Consider the following 17,061-nt stretch of genomic DNA (forward strand, 5'->3'; position numbering starts at 1 on the left):
TTCATGGATGCTTGAAATAGGGATAGATCAAGATGAAGAAGATACAACTGGCTGTTTTAGGTTTTACACTGTCCTGTGCCGCAGCGGCACAGGCGGCAGGTTATGGTGTGGTCAGCTTAGAGCGTGTGGTTGAAAGCAGCAGCTATTTAAAACAGCAAAATAGTGCATTGCAACAATCGCTTAAACCTCAAACCACTAAACTTGAACAGCTGGGTAAAGAGCTGGAAACATTACAGCAACGTGCCCAGCAGTCAGCAAATTTATCTGAAGCCGATAAGCAGAAATTATCGGCGCAGTATCAGGCCAAGTTAAAAGAATTTAATACTTTACAGCAAAGTTTGCAGACCAAAGTGCAGGCTGATCTGCAAAAAATGAATGACAGTTTTGAGCAGCGCATCAAGCAGGCAGCAGAACAATTGCGTAAAGAAAATAATTTAGATGTGGTTTTGAACAAAAACTCAGCACTTGCCTATGACCCTAAGTATGATTTAACTGATAAAATGATTCAAAAGGTTAATGCAATCAAGTAATCAATGAGTTATCAACATTATCGCTTAGAAGAACTTGCTCGTCTGGTCCAGGGCGAGCTGGTCGGTCAGGCCGATTTAGGTCTCCAGGGTTTAGCGAGCCTGGAGCTTGCTAAACCGCAGCACATTGCTTTTGTCAATGCTGACAAGTATGTGGAGCAGGCAAAAGTATCTAAAGCGGGTGCTTTAATTGTCACGCCCGAGTTACAGCAGCAGCTTGATACGCATCAGAACTTTATTGTGGTGGCAAATCCGTATTTGGCGTTTGCAATTTTAACCCATGTCTTTGAGCGTAAGCACACTCAAACCGGTATTGAAAGTACCGCACAAATTCATCCCTCAGCGATCATTTCCGAAAGTGCTTATATTGGCCATTATGTGGTGGTGGGTGAAAATTGTGTGGTGGGTGATAAAACCATTATCCAATCGCATAGCAAAATTGATGATTTTGTTGAAATTGGTAAAGAATGTTTTATTGATTCGCATGTCACCATCACTGGTGAAGCCAAAATTGCTGACCGGGTCCGCATTCATGCCAATACCGTGATCGGGAGTGAAGGCTTTGGTTTTGCTCCGTATCAGGGCAAATGGCACCGCATTGCACAGTTAGGTTCAGTACAGATTGGTAATGATGTACGAATTGGTTCGAATTGTAGTATTGACCGTGGTGCGCTGGATGACACCATTTTGGAACATGGTGTCATAATTGATAACCTTGTGCAAATCGCGCATAACGTGAAAGTGGGGGCCAATACTGCTATCGCTGCAAAATGCGGTATTGCCGGCAGTACCATCATTGGCAAAAACTGTATTCTGGCAGGTGCGTGTGGGGTCTCTGGTCATCTTTCTATTGCTGACAACGTGACTTTAACCGGAATGTCAATGGTCACAAAGAGTATTTCTGAACCAGGAACCTATTCTTCGGGCACCGGTGCATTACCAAATGCGCAATGGAAACGCGCGGTGATTCGCTTTAGACAATTAGCAGATGTGCCATTGACCCAATTGCAGAAAAGACTCGATCATATGCAGACTCAAATTGAGTCCCTTGAATCAACTTTAAAATTGCGTAAATAATTATGATGACTGAGTCGAATACCCCAACATTTACGAAACCTGAATTGCCAATGCATATTCAAACCATCCGTGAATATTTGCCACATCGTTATCCATTCTTATTGGTAGATCGAATCGTTGATGTAACTGACAATGGGATTGTGGGTTATAAGAACGTTTCGATTAATGAAGAGTTTTTACAAGGACATTTCCCTGAATATCCAATTATGCCAGGGGTGTTGATTGTAGAAGCGCTGGCACAGGTTTCAGGCGTGCTTGGCTTTATTATGAATAATCAGAAACCGACTGCGGGTGCATTATTCCTATTTGCCGGTGCCGAAAAAGTTAGATTTAAAAAACAAGTGGTTGCAGGCGACCAACTTGTATTAAAATCTGAATTAGTAATGCAGAAACGTGGTATTTACAAATATAATTGTATCGCCACGGTCGATGGCATTGTTGCAGCAACCGCGGAAATTATGATTTCGCATCAGAAAACAGAGCAAGCATGAGCAATAACCCCCTCATTCACCCCACCGCTATAATTGACTCCTCTGCAGTCATTGCGCCTGATGTGCAAATTGGACCTTATAGTATTATTGGTCCGAATGTCAGCATTGGTGCGGGTACAAAGCTGCATTCACACGTGGTGGTGGGTGGCTATACCCGTATTGGTGAGCATAATGAGATTTTCCAGTTCGCAAGTGTTGGCGAAGTCTGTCAGGACCTGAAATATCAGGGTGAAGAAACTTGGCTGGAAATTGGTGACTATAACCTGATTCGTGAACATTCCAGCTTACATCGCGGGACGGTTCAGGACAAAGGCATCACTAAAATTGGTAGCCACAACCTGTTGATGGTCAATACGCATATTGCTCACGACTGTATCGTGGGTGATCACAATATTTTTGCCAATAATGTCGGTGTCGCAGGGCACGTGCATGTCGGTGATTATGTGGTGGTGGGTGGAAACTCGGGTATTCATCAGTTCTGTAAAATTGACTCTTACAGCATGATTGGTGGCGCATCTTTAATTCTGAAAGATGTACCGGCCTATGTGATGGTTTCGGGTAATCCTGCGCATGCTTTTGCTATGAATATTGAAGGTATGCGTCGTAAAGGCTGGTCGAAAAATGTGATTCAAGGATTACGGGACGCCTTTAAACTGATTTACAAATCAGGATTAACCACTGAAGAAGCCATTCAGAAAATCCGTGCAGAGATTCTGCCAGAAGTGCCGGAAGCACAGCGTTTAATTGATTCACTAGAACAGTCTAAACGCGGGATTGTACGCTAACACGCTGTTTGAAGCTGATTCAAAAAACTGCTCCAATTGGGGCAGTTTTTTTATATCCAGATTTTGAGGTTTCTTGAACATCAGATACAAATTTCTACTCGTGCTTGGCCCGGATTTTGCTCATATTCAAGCTATACAATAAAAATTATTGCGGGAGAGCGGCACTTGGTGCTCGCCGAAGGAGCAACGACCCCGGAAACTCTCAGGCAAAAGGACCGTAATAATTCAAAAATCTGGAGAGAAGCACGCGCAGTGCTCACCGAAGGGGATGGTTGGGCTGAACATCAGTTCAATCGAAGCTCTCAGGTACCCTGACAGATGGGGCATCACGTCTGGAACAGCTGTTCCAAGGAGCGTTTTATGCCGCATGTTGTTGTCATTGGTGCAGGAATTACCGGGGTCACTTCAGCCTATGAGCTGATGCGTTTGGGCTATCAAGTCACGGTGATTGACCGGCATTTATACCCGGCGATGGAAACATCGTATGCCAATGGTGGCCAGTTATCAGCCAGTAATGCAGAAGTCTGGAATCAGAAAGCCACTGTACTGAAAGGCCTAAAATGGATGTCGCAAAAGTCGGCGCCGCTCTTATTAAATCCTGCATTTGATCTGCATAAGTATGGCTGGCTGATCGAGTTCTTAAGCAATATTCGCCATTATGAACACAATACCCAGGAAACAGTGTGCCTGGCACTTCTGGCACGCAAACGTTTATTTGAAATTGCAGAACAGGAACAGATTGATTTCAATTTGGAAAAACGTGGAATTTTGCATTTTTATCATAATAAAGCGGATTTTGACTTTGCAATTCGGGTCAATGATTTGCTCTGTCAGGGCGGGCTGGAGCGTTATCAGGTCAGTCTGGATGAAATCCGACAGATTGAACCAAGTTTAACCGGACAGTATTATGCGGGTTTTTATTGCCCGGGAGATGCCACCGGCGATATTCATAAATTCACGGTGGGGCTGGCTCAAGTCACCATGCAGCAGGGTGTACGTTATATTTTTGGCCGGGATGTTCATGATATTCAGCTAGACGCCCAGCAGGTACAGCTGAGTTATCGGCCAGCCATTGAAGATCCTCTGGCAGATCAGCCGATGGTAGAAACCTTACATGCCGATGCCGTGCTGATTTGCGGCGGTGTGAGTAGTTATCAATTGGCGCGACAGGTAGGTGATCGGGTCAATATTTATCCGGTCAAAGGCTATTCCATTACCGTCAATTTACAGGATGAGCAGAGCCAGAAGCAGGCGCCTTGGGTCAGTCTGCTAGATGAAAGTGCCAAAATTGTGACCTCTCGTTTAGGCGCAGATCGGCTGCGGATTGCCGGAACAGCCGAATTTAATGGCTATAACCGCGATATTCGCCATGACCGGATTCAGCCACTGGTGCGCTGGGTACAGCGGAATTTTGATATTTCAACTGAAAGCGTGGTGCCGTGGGCAGGTTTACGCCCGATGATGCCAAATATGATGCCGGTGATTCGGCAGGGCCAGCATCCACGGGTATTTTATAATACCGGCCATGGGCATCTGGGCTGGACCTTATCTGCGGCGACAGCACTGATGATTAGTCAGGAAATTGCGCAGCATTATCCGGTGACCGGATAATGAGAACACTCAGTTGAGCTCTGTTTTAAAGTAACAGGGCTTTAGGAGAGATGCTGATCATCTGCCGGGTTCTGGCAAAATAAATCCATCAAAATAACGCAAATCGCTGTCAATTCAATGAGCTATTTGGCTTATACTCAGGCTTTAAATAAAATATTTTCGTTTTAAGATTTTGAACTGCCATTAAAAAATGGATTGAGATGCTGCCCTCCTGGGCAGACCGCGATATGTATGGATAAACGATGGCAAATATAATTCTGGTTGCGCTATTTCCTTTAATCTTTCTGATTGCGTTGGGCTATGTACTCAAGCGCTTTAGGTTTCTGGAAGATAAATTCTGGCACGGTGCAGAAAAGCTCAACTACTATCTGCTGTTCCCGGTGATGCTGTTTTTGGGCCTGGCGCATGCCGAAATTCAGGCCAGCGAAATTCGCCACATGATGCTGGGAGCGGGTCTGACCCTGCTGATTGCGGTTTGTCTGTTATATATCCTCAAGGCGCTGTATGGCACTGCAGCGGCACGTTTTGGCGTGTATATGCAGGGCATGGTGCGTTTTAATACCTATATCGGTCTGGCGCTGTCGGCGTCTTTGTTGTATCAGCAGGGTATGGCGCTGTTTGCTATTCTGCTGGTGTTTTGCATTCCTCTGGTCAATGTGCTTTCGGTTTTGGCCCTGACCAATTCAGAAGGGATGCGCTTGCAATCCATCCTGTTATCATTATTGAAAAATCCCTTAATTTTAGGCTGTATTGCAGGCGGGGTGTTTAATCTGCTGAATTTACGCTTATGGATTGGCTTTGAAAATTATTTAAAACAGATTGCCATTTCCAGTTTGCCATTGGGCTTGATGTGTATTGGTGCAGCATTACAGTTTCAGGGGCTGCGTAAAGATCTGCGGACCTTGTTATTAAACACTTTTGGACGCTTGCTGTTGATGCCGATGATTGCGTTGGCGACCTGTCTGGCATTGAATCTGCCGGCCCTGCATACCCAGATTCTGGTGATGTTTTTTGCCTTGCCGACGGCCTCATCGGCTTATATTCTGACCAAAGTTTTGGGGGGAGATAGCCAGCTGATGGCCAGTGTGATTAGCCTGCAGACTGTGTGTGCGGCGTTCAGTTTGCCATTGATTTTGTGGTGGGTGATGTAAAGAGCTGTCAGGTTTTAATCATAGAGTCGATAAATACCACTAAAACGCTCGCAGCCTTTTTGTTCAGTACGCACCGCCAGATAAGCCTTCTGAAAGTCGAGCTGGTAATTGCAGTCATGTTCATTGTCAATAATATGCTGCTTTTGCTGCGGTGAGGTATAAGCCAGTAAGGAAATGGTTTGGGTATCTAGCTTGTTGTTTGGACTGCGATAGGCCACACCTTCAATTTTAATACTGTCTTTATTCAGTTGATGAATCTGCAAATGTACCGGTTGCTTGGCCAGTTGTCCCTGTTCAAATTTCAGATAATGCTGGGTCATGCTCTGGTTCATCGAGCTAAAGAAATTTAACTGATCCAGACGCGCTTCAAACTGTTGTTTAAAACACTCGGTGGTTTTACACTGCTGCGCACGTTTAAACCAGAGCTGATGGGTATCTTGCAGAATACGCAGCGGGGCATCGGTCACCAGAAAAGCTGTCAGAAACTGGTCATTGAGCTGCTCACGAATCTCCTGTAAATCGGCATGGCAGATTTTATTGAAAGCAGGCGTGTTGGCCTGCTCGCAATTGATTTTCTGTGCATGCGACAGCGGGGTGCCCGCGGCGCCCAAAAACAACAGGGTTCCAATGATTTTTATAAGATTCATCTCGGTTTTCAACAGCATGATCGCTTATACTTTCATTAGCTTGCGTAAGCTAACTATAGCGAAAGAGAAACTGTGAATACAAGATTTCAATCGTTTATTTCTGAAGGAGTTGAATATGGTTGCACAAATACGAATTGGGCAGGGAATAGACGTACATGCCTTTGAAGAAGGCGATTTTGTGACATTGGCTGGGGTTAAAATTCCACATACCCATGCTCTGAAAGCCCACTCAGATGGGGATGTGATTTTACATGCGCTATGCGATGCCTTATTGGGTGCATTGGCACTGGGCGATATTGGACAGCATTTTCCCGATACTGATCCTGAATTTAAAGGCGCTGACAGCCGGGTGTTGCTGAAGCATGTTTATCAGCTGATTTTAGACCGCGGTTATCTATTGAATAATGCCGACATTACCGTGGCCTGTGAACGCCCGAAACTGGCCAAGCACAATCTGGAAATGCGCCAGAGCATTGCCGATGTGCTGGATGTGGATGTGACTCAAATCAGCATTAAAGCCACCACCACGGAAAAATTAGGCTTTACCGGCCGTCAGGAAGGAATTCTGGCTACAGCTACGGTGTTAATTTGTCACGCAAAGTGATCGGTTTTCATTAAGGAAATTTGCAGTTCCTGGGTTGCTTTACGGCCCTGAAGTTGTAAGGCAACAGCATGAATCAGACCGGTCCAGGTTTCATTCGGTTCCCAGATCTGGTGCAACATTTCCTGCGCGGTAGGCATGTCCATATTCATATAATACTGACGATATAAATACATCAGGCTGCTGACATGCTGATTGGTACCGCAGTGCAACCACACCATCTGATCCTGCACCAGATGATCAATCAGGTCTAAAACCAGCAGACATTGGGCGTCAGATGGAGTTTCCCAAGAAATCGGTAATTGTACATAGTTCAGGCCCAGTTCCAGACAGATTTTATCTTCATTGGCTAGATGCTGCTCGGCATCACTCAGTGCGACATTAACCACGGTGGTAATGCCATATTCTTTAATCTGACGTAACTGTTCCGCATTCGGCTGGCCGGATGTGTACAGGTGTTCATGCACAAACTGAAAGTGATCAATTTGGCTTAAAGCGGTTTCAATTTCATTCATCAGATAAAATTTCCTGCAACTGAAATGGAAACGCCATCTTGACGATGGCGTTTTTGAGTCAGTTTTAGCGGCTGGCTAAAACCTCTTTCAATGCTTCATGCATCTCAAGCAGGGATTTTTCAGTGGTTTCCCAGTCGATGCATCCATCGGTAACAGACTTACCATACTCCAAATCGCAAAGATTTGCAGGAATATCTTGACGACCGCCTTTCAAATGACTTTCGACCATAATCCCGACAATTGATTTATTGCCATCTAAAATCTGTTCGGTGATGTTTTTTAAGACCAGTGGTTGCAGGTACGGGTCTTTGTTGGAGTTGGCATGACTGGTGTCAATCATGATTTTGGTGCTGACTTTGGCTTTAATTAGCGCTGCTTCTGCATCGGCGACTGAACCGGCATCATAGTTTGGCTTGCCATTACCACCACGCAATACCACGTGCGCATAGTTGTTACCGCTGGTACGAATTACCGACACCTGACCATGTTCGTTCAAGCCCAGGAAGCTATGACCATGTTTCACAGACTGCATTGCGTTGGTCGCAACAGTTAAGCCGCCATCGGTACCATTTTTAAAGCCAACCGGTGAAGACAGGCCAGAAGACATTTCACGGTGAGTCTGGCTTTCTGTGGTACGCGCACCAATCGCTGACCAGGAAATCAGATCCTGATAATACTGTGGAGAGTTCGGGTCCAGTGCTTCAGTGGCACAAGGCAGACCTTTTTCATTTAGTTCCAGCAGCAGTTTACGGCCAATACGCAGACCTTTTTCAATATTGAAAGAGTCATTCATGTCCGGGTCGTTAATCAGACCTTTCCAGCCTACGGTCGTACGCGGTTTTTCAAAATACACCCGCATTACGATGTATAAGGTATCTTTTACTTTTTCGCTCAGCACTTTCAGGCGGTCTGCATAATCATGTGCTGCCACAGGATCATGAATCGAGCAAGGCCCAATGACCACAAACAGACGTTTGTCTTTACCATCAAGAATATTGCGGATGGTTTCACGACCTTTCAGTACGGTGTGATAAGCAGAGTCAGTCAGTGGAAGTTCTGCTTTGAGTTCAGCAGGGGTCACAAGTGGCTGGATGCTTTTAATATTCACATCATCGATATCTGAAGGTGTAATAGGGTTAGACTGTAAAGTGTTCATTGCCGTCACTGGTTTAATCGTATACAAGATTGTTTAATAGCCTGAATATAACACGAATATAGCAGCCTATTGTTATAAAAAAGATCAATAGATTACTGAAAAAAAAGTGATGAATCGCAGAGATAAATTAAACTAGCGATGTTTTTTCAGCGCTCACCACCATCGCCGCTTCAACTGGTTGTGCCGGTTTGGATTTGACCGGGTTCAGCATAAAGTTCACTCCAAGCGCAAACAGGGTAATGCCCAGCACTTTACGGATAATTTTTTCAGGTAAACGTGAACTGACTAAAGTACCGACCACAATTGCCGGAATAGAACCGACCAGTAACCACATCAGCAGTTCAAAATCGACATTGCCCGAGGTCATGTGACCCATACCGGCGACAAAGGTCAGTAAGACTGCGTGGACCACATCGGAGCCGATAATGCGGATCATCGGCAAGTTCGGGAACATAAGCACCAGCGCCATAATGCCAAACGCACCTGCACCCACCGAAGATAGGGTGACGAACACACCCAGGACAATTCCCATCACCACAATCATCGCGCGCTTGTTGGTGGCCTTCAGGTCGACCTTTTCCAGGTCTTGAGTCATATCTGGCAATTCGTGTTTGCGATATTTGTTGAAAAATTTTTCAATCTGGCTGCGGAAAATAATAGATATGCCGGTTAGGGTCAGCATAAAGCCCAAGACCATGGTCAGCACAGCTTTATAATGCGTGGACTGGCTTAAATAGTTGTCGAGTACCCAATGCGTTGCAAAAGACGCCGGGATACTGCCGACAGACAGCCAGATCACAATTGGCCAGACGATATTCATTTTTTTGGCATGGACCAGTGAACCACAGAATTTGGAAATTGCGGCATAGAGCAGATCGGTACCAATGGCAATGTGCGGTTCAATCTTAAACAGGCTGATTAAAATCGGGGTCATTAACGAACCACCGCCTACACCGGTCACACCTACACAGAAGCCAACCAAAACACCTGCCAAAATAAACTCAACTGCACCAAACATGGGGATATGCCATACATCAAAAAACGTGCTTATCTTATGACTTTCGGATATAAGTCGTTGGCATGATTAATGATTTGCTTATTCTAAAAAATGCTAAAGATGAGAAAAAGATCAACATTTATAGTGAAACAGCGTGGAGTAGATCTATCTGAAATCTGCTGGATTTAAAGCTGAAAAAAAGGGGATTTTTTAGTAAAAAGATCAGGATGTGCAGGGCCGAATAGACGGATTTTGTGATGACAGCGCAGCAAAATGGAAAGATAAAAAGATTAAAAATAGCTGGAAATTTCACTTTAAAATTATTATTTGTGTATTCAGTGTCATTACATAGGGATGACATGTGTTGGAGTTTGGGATTTTATTTGATCAATCTTTCAGCATGATAAAAAGCAGTTAATGGTCATGAAACTGCAAGTCAGGTGGAATAGAGTGAGATAAAGCGGTGAAAGCGTGATAAATGAATGGGCCCAGCACAGCATCATCAATCAAACCTGATAGTCATGCTGTATAAAAACAAAGCAGTTAAAATATAGAAAAACCTGAATTTTTTCTCAGCTCAGGACAAACAGTCGTTACAGTCACTTCAAGTAGAATATGTTAAAATTCCACGCAGCAATTGAAGGAGCAAGGTCTTGCAAAAACGAAAACTGAAAATAGGCATTGTGGTGGGAGAAGTTTCTGGGGATACCTTGGGTGCCAGACTGATCCGCCGTTTTCGTGAGCAAGGCATTGAGGCTGAATTTGAAGGTATTGGCGGCCCGCAAATGATTGCTGAAGGCTTTAAAAGCTATTATCCGATGGATATTTTGTCGGTCATGGGCATTGTTGAAGTCTTAAAAGACATTAAAAAGCTGTTTGCCGTGCGTGATGGACTGGTTGAACAGTGGAGCAAGGAGCCGGTCGATGTTTTTATTGGGATTGATGCGCCGGACTTTAACCTGCGTTTATCGAAAAGCCTGAAGCAGAAAAGTCCAAGCATTAAAACCGTGCAGTATGTCAGTCCTTCGGTCTGGGCGTGGCGTCAGGGTCGTGTTCATGGCATTAAAGCCAATATTGATCTGGTGCTGTGTTTATTTCCATTTGAAAAAGCCTTTTATCAAAAATGGCAGGTTCCGGCTGCCTTTGTCGGGCATCCATTAGCGAGTCAGTTGCCTGTCGATAATAATCTGGCCGATGCCAAACTGGAACTGGGGCTGGAAGCTTCGCAAAAGCATATTGCCTTATTGCCCGGTAGTCGTCGTGGTGAAATTGAGCGTTTAGGGCCATTGGTTCTGGCAGCCGCTGAAATTCTGGCTGCGAAATATCCAAACTATCACTTCTTAATTCCCGCCATTAACGATGCGCGTAAACAGCAGATTGAAAGTTTATTACAGCATTGTGCTGCTGATCTGAGATCACGGGTTAGTCTGCTGGAAAATACCGATACAGAATCAAAAATTGGCCGTCAGGTCATGAATGCAGCGGATATTGTTGCGCTGGCTTCAGGTACTGCAACGTTGGAAGCGATGTTATTGCATCGTCCAATGGTGACTTTTTATAAGCTCAACCGGATTACCTACTGGATTGCCAAACTGCTGGTTAAAATTCCGTATTACTCGCTACCGAATATTATTGCCGGCAAAAAAGTCATTGAAGAGCTGATTCAAGAAGAGGCTACACCAGAGCGTCTGGCGCATGAAATTGAAAAGCTGATGCATATTGAAGCTGCACAAATTCAGGTGATGCAGCATCGTACCATGCATAAACAGCTGCTATCCGGCAATTGTGAAGACCCGGTAGCGGCGATTCTGGCTATTTTATAAGAGCCTGCTGAAACTGCTGCCGGTACTGGCTTGGGGTCAGGGCAAACTGTTTTTTAAAAGTCTGGCTAAAGGCGGTTTCAGAAGAATAGCCAACTTTATAGGCAATTTGCTGGATTGAGAGCTGGCCATGACGTAAATATTGAGCCGCCAGTCTTAAGCGATGTTGCTGTAAATAGGCCAGTGGCGATTCACCAACAATCTGGGCAAACAGATTGGCAAATTTTGAGCGCGACATGCAGCATTGTTCGGCCAGGGTTTCGACGGTCCAGCTTTTTTCCGGTTGTCCATGAATGGCGGTTAAAGCATTGGACAGTTCCGGATGGGTCAGGGCACTGAGCCAGTTATTAGAATCATTCAGCTGGGCAATATAATCACGCACACATTCAATAAATAAAATACTGATCAGATGATCAAGAATTTTATCGCGGCCGGGCCGGATCTGATGGCTTTCTACTGCCAGAAACTGTAAGCCAATTTGCAACCATTCCGGCGCAGTGCTGCTCATAATATGATGAATATGCATATAGTCTGGCAAGGCATTTAACAGCGGCTTGGCCATAATGCTGTCCATTGTGCCGTGCATGGCTAAAATAAATGATTTTTCACCGGATGCTTCACCAAACTCGATGGTCTGCTGGCGTTTCTGCTGAAACAGGTCACTAATATCCAGGGCATCTAGCCACTCCAGTTGCGTGCTACTTTTGCCAACATGGCTACCGCCGGAAGGAATCAGCACAATATCACCGGCCTGCGCATAGACCTGACGCTGGGTCGATAATTCCAGATATAATTCACCACTTAGTACCACATAGGCAATAATGGCGCTGTGATCCTGATATTGAAATGCCCAGTTTCCCTGTGGATTCAAATAGATAAATTCAGATTTGTTGAGATGAATATCATCAAAAATTTTACTTAAAGCATCCATATCGGGTTGATATCTTCTTATTTGAGCCTAGCTATTTGGTCATTAAGCCTGAATTTATCGTGTGATGAAAGGCCAATTTCAGGCAATGTGGGCCAAAGACGTTTACATAGCTTTTTTGGACGTTTGCAACTGTTCTCTGTGGCTTGTTTGCTGAAATATATAGATAAGTTAAGCAGGATGGAAGTGCAGGCAATGAATGCTCCGCTACAACTCACAGAACAACAACAGCAATTTTTACTTGAAAAATCCGGTCTGGCTTTAGATAAAAAACGTTATTTATGGCTGATTAGCCCATTTTTACCGGTTTTAGGCATTGGGATTCTGGCCGGTTACCAGTTTGCACCGAAACCATTTAAAACTGTATTTGCTCTAGGTGGACCACTGTTAATTCATGTGATTATTCCTAGCATTGATACCCTGGTCGGTAAAGACGAGCACAATCCAAGCCCGGAAGAAGTCAAGCTCTTGGAGCAGGACCCGTATTATTCCCGTTTGGTAAAAAGTTTTATTCCCTTGCAGTATATCGCCAATATTTATGCGGCCTATCTGGTCTCACGTAAAGAGACTTCGCTGCTGGATAAAATTTTTCTGGGTGCGTCGATGGGACTGGTTAATGGGGTGGCGATTAATACTGCACATGAACTGAGCCATAAATCCTCCAAACTGGAGCATTATCTGTCGCATCTGGCGCTGGTGCCGTCGGGTTATAACCATTTCCGGATTGAACATCCGTATGGGCATCATAAACGCGCTGCAACCCCAGAAGATCCGGCGTCTTCCCGTATGGGCGAAACCTTTTATGAGTTCTGGCCACGTACGGTGAAAGGCTCGTTTAAATCGGCAATTGAAATTGAAACCCAGCGTTTAAAACGCAAAGGCAAGAATTTCTGGTCCAAAGACAATGAATTGCTACAAGGTTGGGGCATGAGTGCGCTGTTTCATGCCGGAATGCTGGCCAGCTTTGGGAAAGGCATTGTGCCGTATTTAAGCACGCAGGCCTTTTATGCCATCAGCCTGTTTGAACTGGTCAATTATATTGAGCATTATGGCTTGCTTCGACAAAAAGATGCGCAGGGCAAATATGAGCGTACCCAGCCGGAACATAGCTGGAACAACAATAATATTGTCACCAATCTGTTTTTATATCAGTTACAGCGTCATTCCGATCATCATGCCTATCCGACCCGTCCATTTCAGGCCTTGCGACATTTTGATGAAGCGCCTGAATTGCCAAGCGGTTATGCCAGTATGTTGCTGCCGGCGCTGATTCCACCGCTATGGTTTAAAATGATGGATAAACGCGTGTTCAAGCATTATAAAGGTGATTTAAACAAAGCCAATATCCAGCCGAAACGCCGTTTAAGCCTGTTTAAAAAGTTCGGCCTGAAGGCAGATTAAGTATAGAAAAATCCATTCGACTGTTTTAATCAGCCCTATGGTGAGTAGGGCTTTTTTGTACGCAGGCGGTTGATGTTACCCAGATTCATGTTCATTTAACGCTCTTTTCCATCCAGATTTCACAGGCATGACTATGACCGGTCTGGCCTTGTGGGGCAGACAAATGTACAAAACCGAGCTTTTCATAGAGTTTCACTGCCTGCCACAGTGATGCTGTGGTTTCCAGATAGCAGGACTGAAAACCAGCCTGTTGGGCAAAGTCAAAAGCGTGTTCCAGAATCTGTTTGGCAAACCCGTAGCCGCGTACCTTCGGCAGAAAATACATTTTCTGGATTTCTAGGCGACTTGGATCACCCTGTAAAGGTGCAGCACCGCCACCACCAAAAATGTCGCCTTGGTCATTGGTAACGACCCAATACTGTGCGTGTGGCTGTGAATACACCGCATATAAATCATCAACCGCAGCATCGGCCACGGCAAAACCGGATTCCGGCGCCAGTCCAAATTCTTTGGAAACCTCACGAATAATACGGGCCAGTGCAGGATTATCTTGGGCTTGAATCGGGCGTAAAAAATACATAAGCGCAGCGGTGAATAATAAAGAGATGAATTTTATCACTAAATATTCATCTCTTGAGCAGATTTGAGGCACATCTATTGGACTTTAAATATCACTTGATGCTGCGTTTAATATCTTATTTAAGTTCACTGGAACTTTTGCCCAGTTCACGCCGGGCAATAATCAGTTGCTGAATTTGCTGGGTGCCTTCAAAAATATCCAGGATTTTGGAATCGCGTGCCCATTTTTCCAGTAGCTCATCTTCGTTATAGCCCACAGCGGCGGCCAGCTCTACACATTTCAGGGTAATTTCATTCCCGACACGGCCAGCTTTGGCTTTGGCAATTGAGGCTTCTTTGGAATTAGGCTGCTTGTTATCGGCCATCCAGGCAGCTTTAAGCATTAATAAACGCGCTGCTTCCCATTCGGCTTCCATGCGATAAATTTGCGCGGCTATCTGGGAGCTGTGTAAATAGGCGGTCTGATAATGCTCATCCAGCTCGTGTTTAAAAATCTGCTTGATCCGTTCCAGCGATGCTTTGGCACAGCCAATCGCCATGGCCGCGACCAAAGGACGGGTGTTGTCAAAGGTCTCCATCACCCCGGCAAAGCCTTTGGAGACATCAATCTCGGCATTGCCAAGCAGGTTGCTGGCTGGCACCCGGCAATCGACAAAGCTGATGGCTGCAGTATCCGAGGCTTTAATCCCGAGTTTATGCTCCAATCGCTCTACGGTCATGCCGGGCGTGCCTTTCGGCACCACAAAAGACTTGATGGCCGCACGGCCGAGCTTTTTATCCAGCGTGGCCCAGACCACCACGGCATCGGCGCGTTCACCCGAGGTCACAAAGATTTTCTCGCCATTCAGGATATAATCATCGCCATCTGCGACCGCTGTGGTGCGAATTGCCGCTGAATCGGAGCCGCAGCCGGGTTCGGTAATGGCCATGGCGGCCCAGGTGCCGTGAAAACGCTGTAACTGCTCGTCATTGGCCACCGCAGCAATGGCGGAGTTCCCCAGACCCTGACGCGGCATACTCAGCAGCAGGCCGGTATCGCCATAACACATTTCGACAATACTTAAAGCGGTGGACATATTGACGCCATTTTTATTGCCACTGGCGGTATCGCCACGTTTATTCACCGCAGCGCCGGCGTTCATGCCATCGCCACCTGCATTCATGCCATCGACCACTGAGGCCAGCATATCCAGTTCTTTCGGGTAGGCATGTTCCGCCTTATCATATTTACGTGAAATTGGACGCAGGACATTCAGGGCAACCTCATGTGCCTGATCAATCAGCAGTTTAAATTTTTTCGGGTTCTGTAAATTCATGGGCTGTTCCTTATTTTTATGGTTATTTAGGCATGCAGGCCAGACTGGACAATCGCGGTCGCGCGCAGATCACGATACCAGCGCTCGACCGGATGTTCTTTGGTAAAGCCGTGACCGCCCAGAATTTGCACGCCATTTGTGCCAATTTGCATGGATTTTTCTGCACATAATAAGCGTGCCAGATAGGCTTCCCGATGAAAGTCCTGTCCAGCTTCGGCCAGACTGGCAGCATTCAGCACTAGCATGCGCATTGCATCAATTTCAATCGCCATATCGGCAATCATAAAAGCCACACTTTGACGATGTGAGATGGGCTCGCCAAAGGCCGTGCGCTGGTTGGCATAGTCAATACAATAGGCTTTCACGGCTTCGCAGCACCCAACCGCCATGGCACACCAGACTAAATTACCCAAATCAATAAAAGCACTATAGTCAAAATCATCATCGCCCAGACGTTCGGCTGGGGTATGCTGAAAACTGAGGGTGACTGTTTCTGTGGCCTTCAGCCCCATTGCCGGGCTTTTTTGTGCACGAATGCTGCTGTCGCGTTTCACCACAAATACTTCTGGCTGGCCATTGAATTCAGCACTTACCAGATACAAGTCCGCCGTTTCACCCAGCATTACCAGAGTTTTTTCACCCTGAATCCAGTACTGGCCCTGGCTAAAAGTGGCTTGTGTATTTAAACGCAGCGGATCAAAAGCCGGTGTAGCTTCCTGCACGGCAAAGCTGGCGCGCAGTTCCGAATCTTCTGCAAAACTGGTCAGATAACGTGACTGGATGCTTTCAGAACCCCAGCGGGTCAGGGCATTGATTACCCCAAAGGTCGACAATAAACCTGCGGTCAGGCTGAAATCACCCCGGGCCAAATGCTCGGCCATCAGAATATTAGTGACAATATTCTGCTCGCTGGCCACGCCACCCAAAGCCTCCGGCAGTGCATAATCATTCAGGCCCAAATCCTGACTGTGTCGCCATAACACTTCGGGAAACTGTTCCAGATGATCCGCCTGATGCGCCAGTGGATAAAGCACCTCTGTGGCAAACTGCTGCATGGTATCTACCGTCATTTGCTGTTCTTCGCTCAGGCTTAAATCAAACAGGGATTTTTGCTGATGGGGTAAACGCTGTCTGGGTACATCATCGTGCTTTTGAAAAGCTTTCTGGGTCACGCTTAAGGTTTTAAAGCCGGCTTTGGCCCCCTGATATAAAGATTTTTCTACAAATTTACGCAGTTTGAGCTGGTCTAAAACCTCGCTGCTGGCAAGCCGAGTGAGCAGCGACAGTCCAAATCCTTGGGCCTTGTTTACCATATTGGTCATTGTTGTTGTTCCATCATGCGGGTGATTATTTTTATGCTGACACGCGGCTGTTTAAAAAACCATGTCAGAACTGACATACTCAATTGTCAAAGATAAACGGTTGTTGCAAGATGAAACAGGAATCTAAATAGTTGCTT

General features: G+C 45.7%; 17 protein-coding genes and 1 riboswitch. Of the genes, 9 read left to right on the forward strand and 8 right to left on the reverse strand.

What is annotated here, in order from left to right; translation table 11 throughout:
- Window positions 1-32 precede the first annotated feature (32 nt).
- From GA693_RS04470 to GA693_RS04495, 6 genes are all read left to right on the forward strand, one after another.
- Entirely contained in the window at window positions 33-530 is a 498-nt protein-coding gene (locus GA693_RS04470) for an OmpH family outer membrane protein (RefSeq protein ID WP_075168192.1), read from the forward strand.
- 3 nt (window positions 531-533) lie between these two features.
- Window positions 534-1,604, forward strand: coding sequence for a UDP-3-O-(3-hydroxymyristoyl)glucosamine N-acyltransferase (gene lpxD / locus GA693_RS04475; protein WP_075174889.1), 1,071 nt, complete (start codon window positions 534-536; stop codon window positions 1,602-1,604).
- Window positions 1,605-1,609: 5 nt separating this feature from the next.
- The gene (fabZ, locus tag GA693_RS04480; protein ID WP_087662207.1) at window positions 1,610-2,095 is read left to right on the forward strand and encodes a 3-hydroxyacyl-ACP dehydratase FabZ; all 486 of its coding nucleotides are present in this window, start codon (window positions 1,610-1,612) and stop codon (window positions 2,093-2,095) included.
- Window positions 2,092-2,880 carry an acyl-ACP--UDP-N-acetylglucosamine O-acyltransferase gene (gene lpxA, locus GA693_RS04485; RefSeq protein WP_016658197.1) on the forward strand — a complete coding sequence of 263 codons (789 nt, stop codon included), beginning with the start codon at window positions 2,092-2,094 and terminating at the stop codon, window positions 2,878-2,880. The genes fabZ and lpxA overlap by 4 nt, the downstream gene beginning before the upstream one ends.
- Before the next feature lie 141 nt (window positions 2,881-3,021).
- A riboswitch (glycine riboswitch) is annotated at window positions 3,022-3,108 on the forward strand.
- 132 nt (window positions 3,109-3,240) lie between these two features.
- Window positions 3,241-4,491: a D-amino acid dehydrogenase gene (locus tag GA693_RS04490; RefSeq protein ID WP_160241347.1), complete on the forward strand. Its 1,251-nt coding sequence runs from the start codon at window positions 3,241-3,243 to the stop codon at window positions 4,489-4,491.
- 242 nt (window positions 4,492-4,733) lie between these two features.
- Window positions 4,734-5,642: an AEC family transporter gene (locus tag GA693_RS04495; RefSeq protein WP_160241346.1), complete on the forward strand. Its 909-nt coding sequence runs from the start codon at window positions 4,734-4,736 to the stop codon at window positions 5,640-5,642.
- Window positions 5,643-5,656: 14 nt separating this feature from the next.
- Here the strand turns inward: GA693_RS04495 and GA693_RS04500 are convergent, their stop codons facing one another.
- Window positions 5,657-6,307 carry an A1S_1983 family putative colistin resistance protein gene (locus tag GA693_RS04500; protein ID WP_005177627.1) on the reverse strand — a complete coding sequence of 217 codons (651 nt, stop codon included), beginning with the start codon at window positions 6,305-6,307 and terminating at the stop codon, window positions 5,657-5,659.
- A gap of 97 nt (window positions 6,308-6,404) precedes the next feature.
- On the opposite strand from GA693_RS04500, the gene ispF reads away from it, so the two are divergent.
- On the forward strand, window positions 6,405-6,893 hold the full coding sequence (gene ispF, locus GA693_RS04505; protein ID WP_005177629.1) for a 2-C-methyl-D-erythritol 2,4-cyclodiphosphate synthase: 489 nt from the start codon (window positions 6,405-6,407) through the stop codon (window positions 6,891-6,893).
- Here ispF and GA693_RS04510 read toward each other — a convergent pair.
- From GA693_RS04510 to GA693_RS04520, 3 genes are all read right to left on the reverse strand, one after another.
- Window positions 6,881-7,405, reverse strand: a complete 525-nt coding sequence (locus tag GA693_RS04510) for a protein tyrosine phosphatase family protein (protein ID WP_016658194.1) — start codon at window positions 7,403-7,405, stop codon at window positions 6,881-6,883. The genes ispF and GA693_RS04510 overlap by 13 nt on opposite strands.
- A gap of 64 nt (window positions 7,406-7,469) precedes the next feature.
- Window positions 7,470-8,561, reverse strand: coding sequence for a 3-deoxy-7-phosphoheptulonate synthase (locus GA693_RS04515; protein ID WP_005177632.1), 1,092 nt, complete (start codon window positions 8,559-8,561; stop codon window positions 7,470-7,472).
- Window positions 8,562-8,688: 127 nt separating this feature from the next.
- Window positions 8,689-9,579, reverse strand: coding sequence for a sulfite exporter TauE/SafE family protein (locus tag GA693_RS04520; RefSeq protein ID WP_160241345.1), 891 nt, complete (start codon window positions 9,577-9,579; stop codon window positions 8,689-8,691).
- A gap of 632 nt (window positions 9,580-10,211) precedes the next feature.
- Here GA693_RS04520 and lpxB point away from each other — a divergent pair.
- Window positions 10,212-11,381, forward strand: a complete 1,170-nt coding sequence (gene lpxB / locus GA693_RS04525) for a lipid-A-disaccharide synthase (RefSeq protein WP_045795717.1) — start codon at window positions 10,212-10,214, stop codon at window positions 11,379-11,381.
- Here the strand turns inward: lpxB and GA693_RS04530 are convergent.
- On the reverse strand, window positions 11,371-12,309 hold the full coding sequence (locus tag GA693_RS04530; RefSeq protein WP_016658191.1) for an AraC family transcriptional regulator: 939 nt from the start codon (window positions 12,307-12,309) through the stop codon (window positions 11,371-11,373). The two genes, lpxB and GA693_RS04530, sit on opposite strands and share 11 nt — an antisense overlap.
- Window positions 12,310-12,501: 192 nt before the next feature.
- Between GA693_RS04530 and GA693_RS04535 the strand changes: the two genes are divergently transcribed.
- Window positions 12,502-13,707: an alkane 1-monooxygenase gene (locus GA693_RS04535; protein ID WP_016658190.1), complete on the forward strand. Its 1,206-nt coding sequence runs from the start codon at window positions 12,502-12,504 to the stop codon at window positions 13,705-13,707.
- Window positions 13,708-13,798: 91 nt separating this feature from the next.
- Here the strand turns inward: GA693_RS04535 and GA693_RS04540 are convergent, their stop codons facing one another.
- The 3 genes from GA693_RS04540 to GA693_RS04550 all read right to left on the reverse strand — a co-directional run bounded on the left by GA693_RS04540 (window position 13,799) and on the right by GA693_RS04550 (window position 16,924).
- The gene (locus GA693_RS04540; RefSeq protein WP_160241344.1) at window positions 13,799-14,287 is read right to left on the reverse strand and encodes a GNAT family N-acetyltransferase; all 489 of its coding nucleotides are present in this window, start codon (window positions 14,285-14,287) and stop codon (window positions 13,799-13,801) included.
- 115 nt (window positions 14,288-14,402) lie between these two features.
- The gene (locus tag GA693_RS04545; RefSeq protein ID WP_075174883.1) at window positions 14,403-15,602 is read right to left on the reverse strand and encodes an acyl-CoA dehydrogenase family protein; all 1,200 of its coding nucleotides are present in this window, start codon (window positions 15,600-15,602) and stop codon (window positions 14,403-14,405) included.
- Between the two features lie 26 nt (window positions 15,603-15,628).
- Entirely contained in the window at window positions 15,629-16,924 is a 1,296-nt protein-coding gene (locus tag GA693_RS04550) for an acyl-CoA dehydrogenase family protein (RefSeq protein WP_005177643.1), read from the reverse strand.
- Window positions 16,925-17,061: the final 137 nt, after the last annotated feature.

The organism is Acinetobacter indicus (assembly GCF_009914475.1).
GTDB classification, from domain to species: domain Bacteria; phylum Pseudomonadota; class Gammaproteobacteria; order Pseudomonadales; family Moraxellaceae; genus Acinetobacter; species Acinetobacter indicus.

What these genes read in the sequence shown, in the direction of transcription:
- GA693_RS04520 (WP_160241345.1), bottom strand. Translation starts at nt 9,579, where the DNA reads ATGTTTGGTGCAGTTGAGTTTATTTTGGCAGGTGTTTTGGTTGGCTTC.
- GA693_RS04515 (WP_005177632.1), bottom strand. Translation starts at nt 8,561, where the DNA reads ATGAACACTTTACAGTCTAACCCTATTACACCTTCAGATATCGATGAT.
- GA693_RS04495 (WP_160241346.1), top strand. Translation starts at nt 4,734, where the DNA reads ATGGCAAATATAATTCTGGTTGCGCTATTTCCTTTAATCTTTCTGATT.
- GA693_RS04510 (WP_016658194.1), bottom strand. Translation starts at nt 7,405, where the DNA reads ATGAATGAAATTGAAACCGCTTTAAGCCAAATTGATCACTTTCAGTTT.
- GA693_RS04490 (WP_160241347.1), top strand. Translation starts at nt 3,241, where the DNA reads ATGCCGCATGTTGTTGTCATTGGTGCAGGAATTACCGGGGTCACTTCA.
- lpxD (WP_075174889.1), top strand. Translation starts at nt 534, where the DNA reads ATGAGTTATCAACATTATCGCTTAGAAGAACTTGCTCGTCTGGTCCAG.
- lpxA (WP_016658197.1), top strand. Translation starts at nt 2,092, where the DNA reads ATGAGCAATAACCCCCTCATTCACCCCACCGCTATAATTGACTCCTCT.
- GA693_RS04470 (WP_075168192.1), top strand. Translation starts at nt 33, where the DNA reads ATGAAGAAGATACAACTGGCTGTTTTAGGTTTTACACTGTCCTGTGCC.
- GA693_RS04500 (WP_005177627.1), bottom strand. Translation starts at nt 6,307, where the DNA reads ATGCTGTTGAAAACCGAGATGAATCTTATAAAAATCATTGGAACCCTG.
- GA693_RS04550 (WP_005177643.1), bottom strand. Translation starts at nt 16,924, where the DNA reads ATGACCAATATGGTAAACAAGGCCCAAGGATTTGGACTGTCGCTGCTC.
- GA693_RS04535 (WP_016658190.1), top strand. Translation starts at nt 12,502, where the DNA reads ATGAATGCTCCGCTACAACTCACAGAACAACAACAGCAATTTTTACTT.
- fabZ (WP_087662207.1), top strand. Translation starts at nt 1,610, where the DNA reads ATGACTGAGTCGAATACCCCAACATTTACGAAACCTGAATTGCCAATG.
- GA693_RS04545 (WP_075174883.1), bottom strand. Translation starts at nt 15,602, where the DNA reads ATGAATTTACAGAACCCGAAAAAATTTAAACTGCTGATTGATCAGGCA.
- ispF (WP_005177629.1), top strand. Translation starts at nt 6,405, where the DNA reads ATGGTTGCACAAATACGAATTGGGCAGGGAATAGACGTACATGCCTTT.
- GA693_RS04530 (WP_016658191.1), bottom strand. Translation starts at nt 12,309, where the DNA reads ATGGATGCTTTAAGTAAAATTTTTGATGATATTCATCTCAACAAATCT.
- GA693_RS04540 (WP_160241344.1), bottom strand. Translation starts at nt 14,287, where the DNA reads ATGTATTTTTTACGCCCGATTCAAGCCCAAGATAATCCTGCACTGGCC.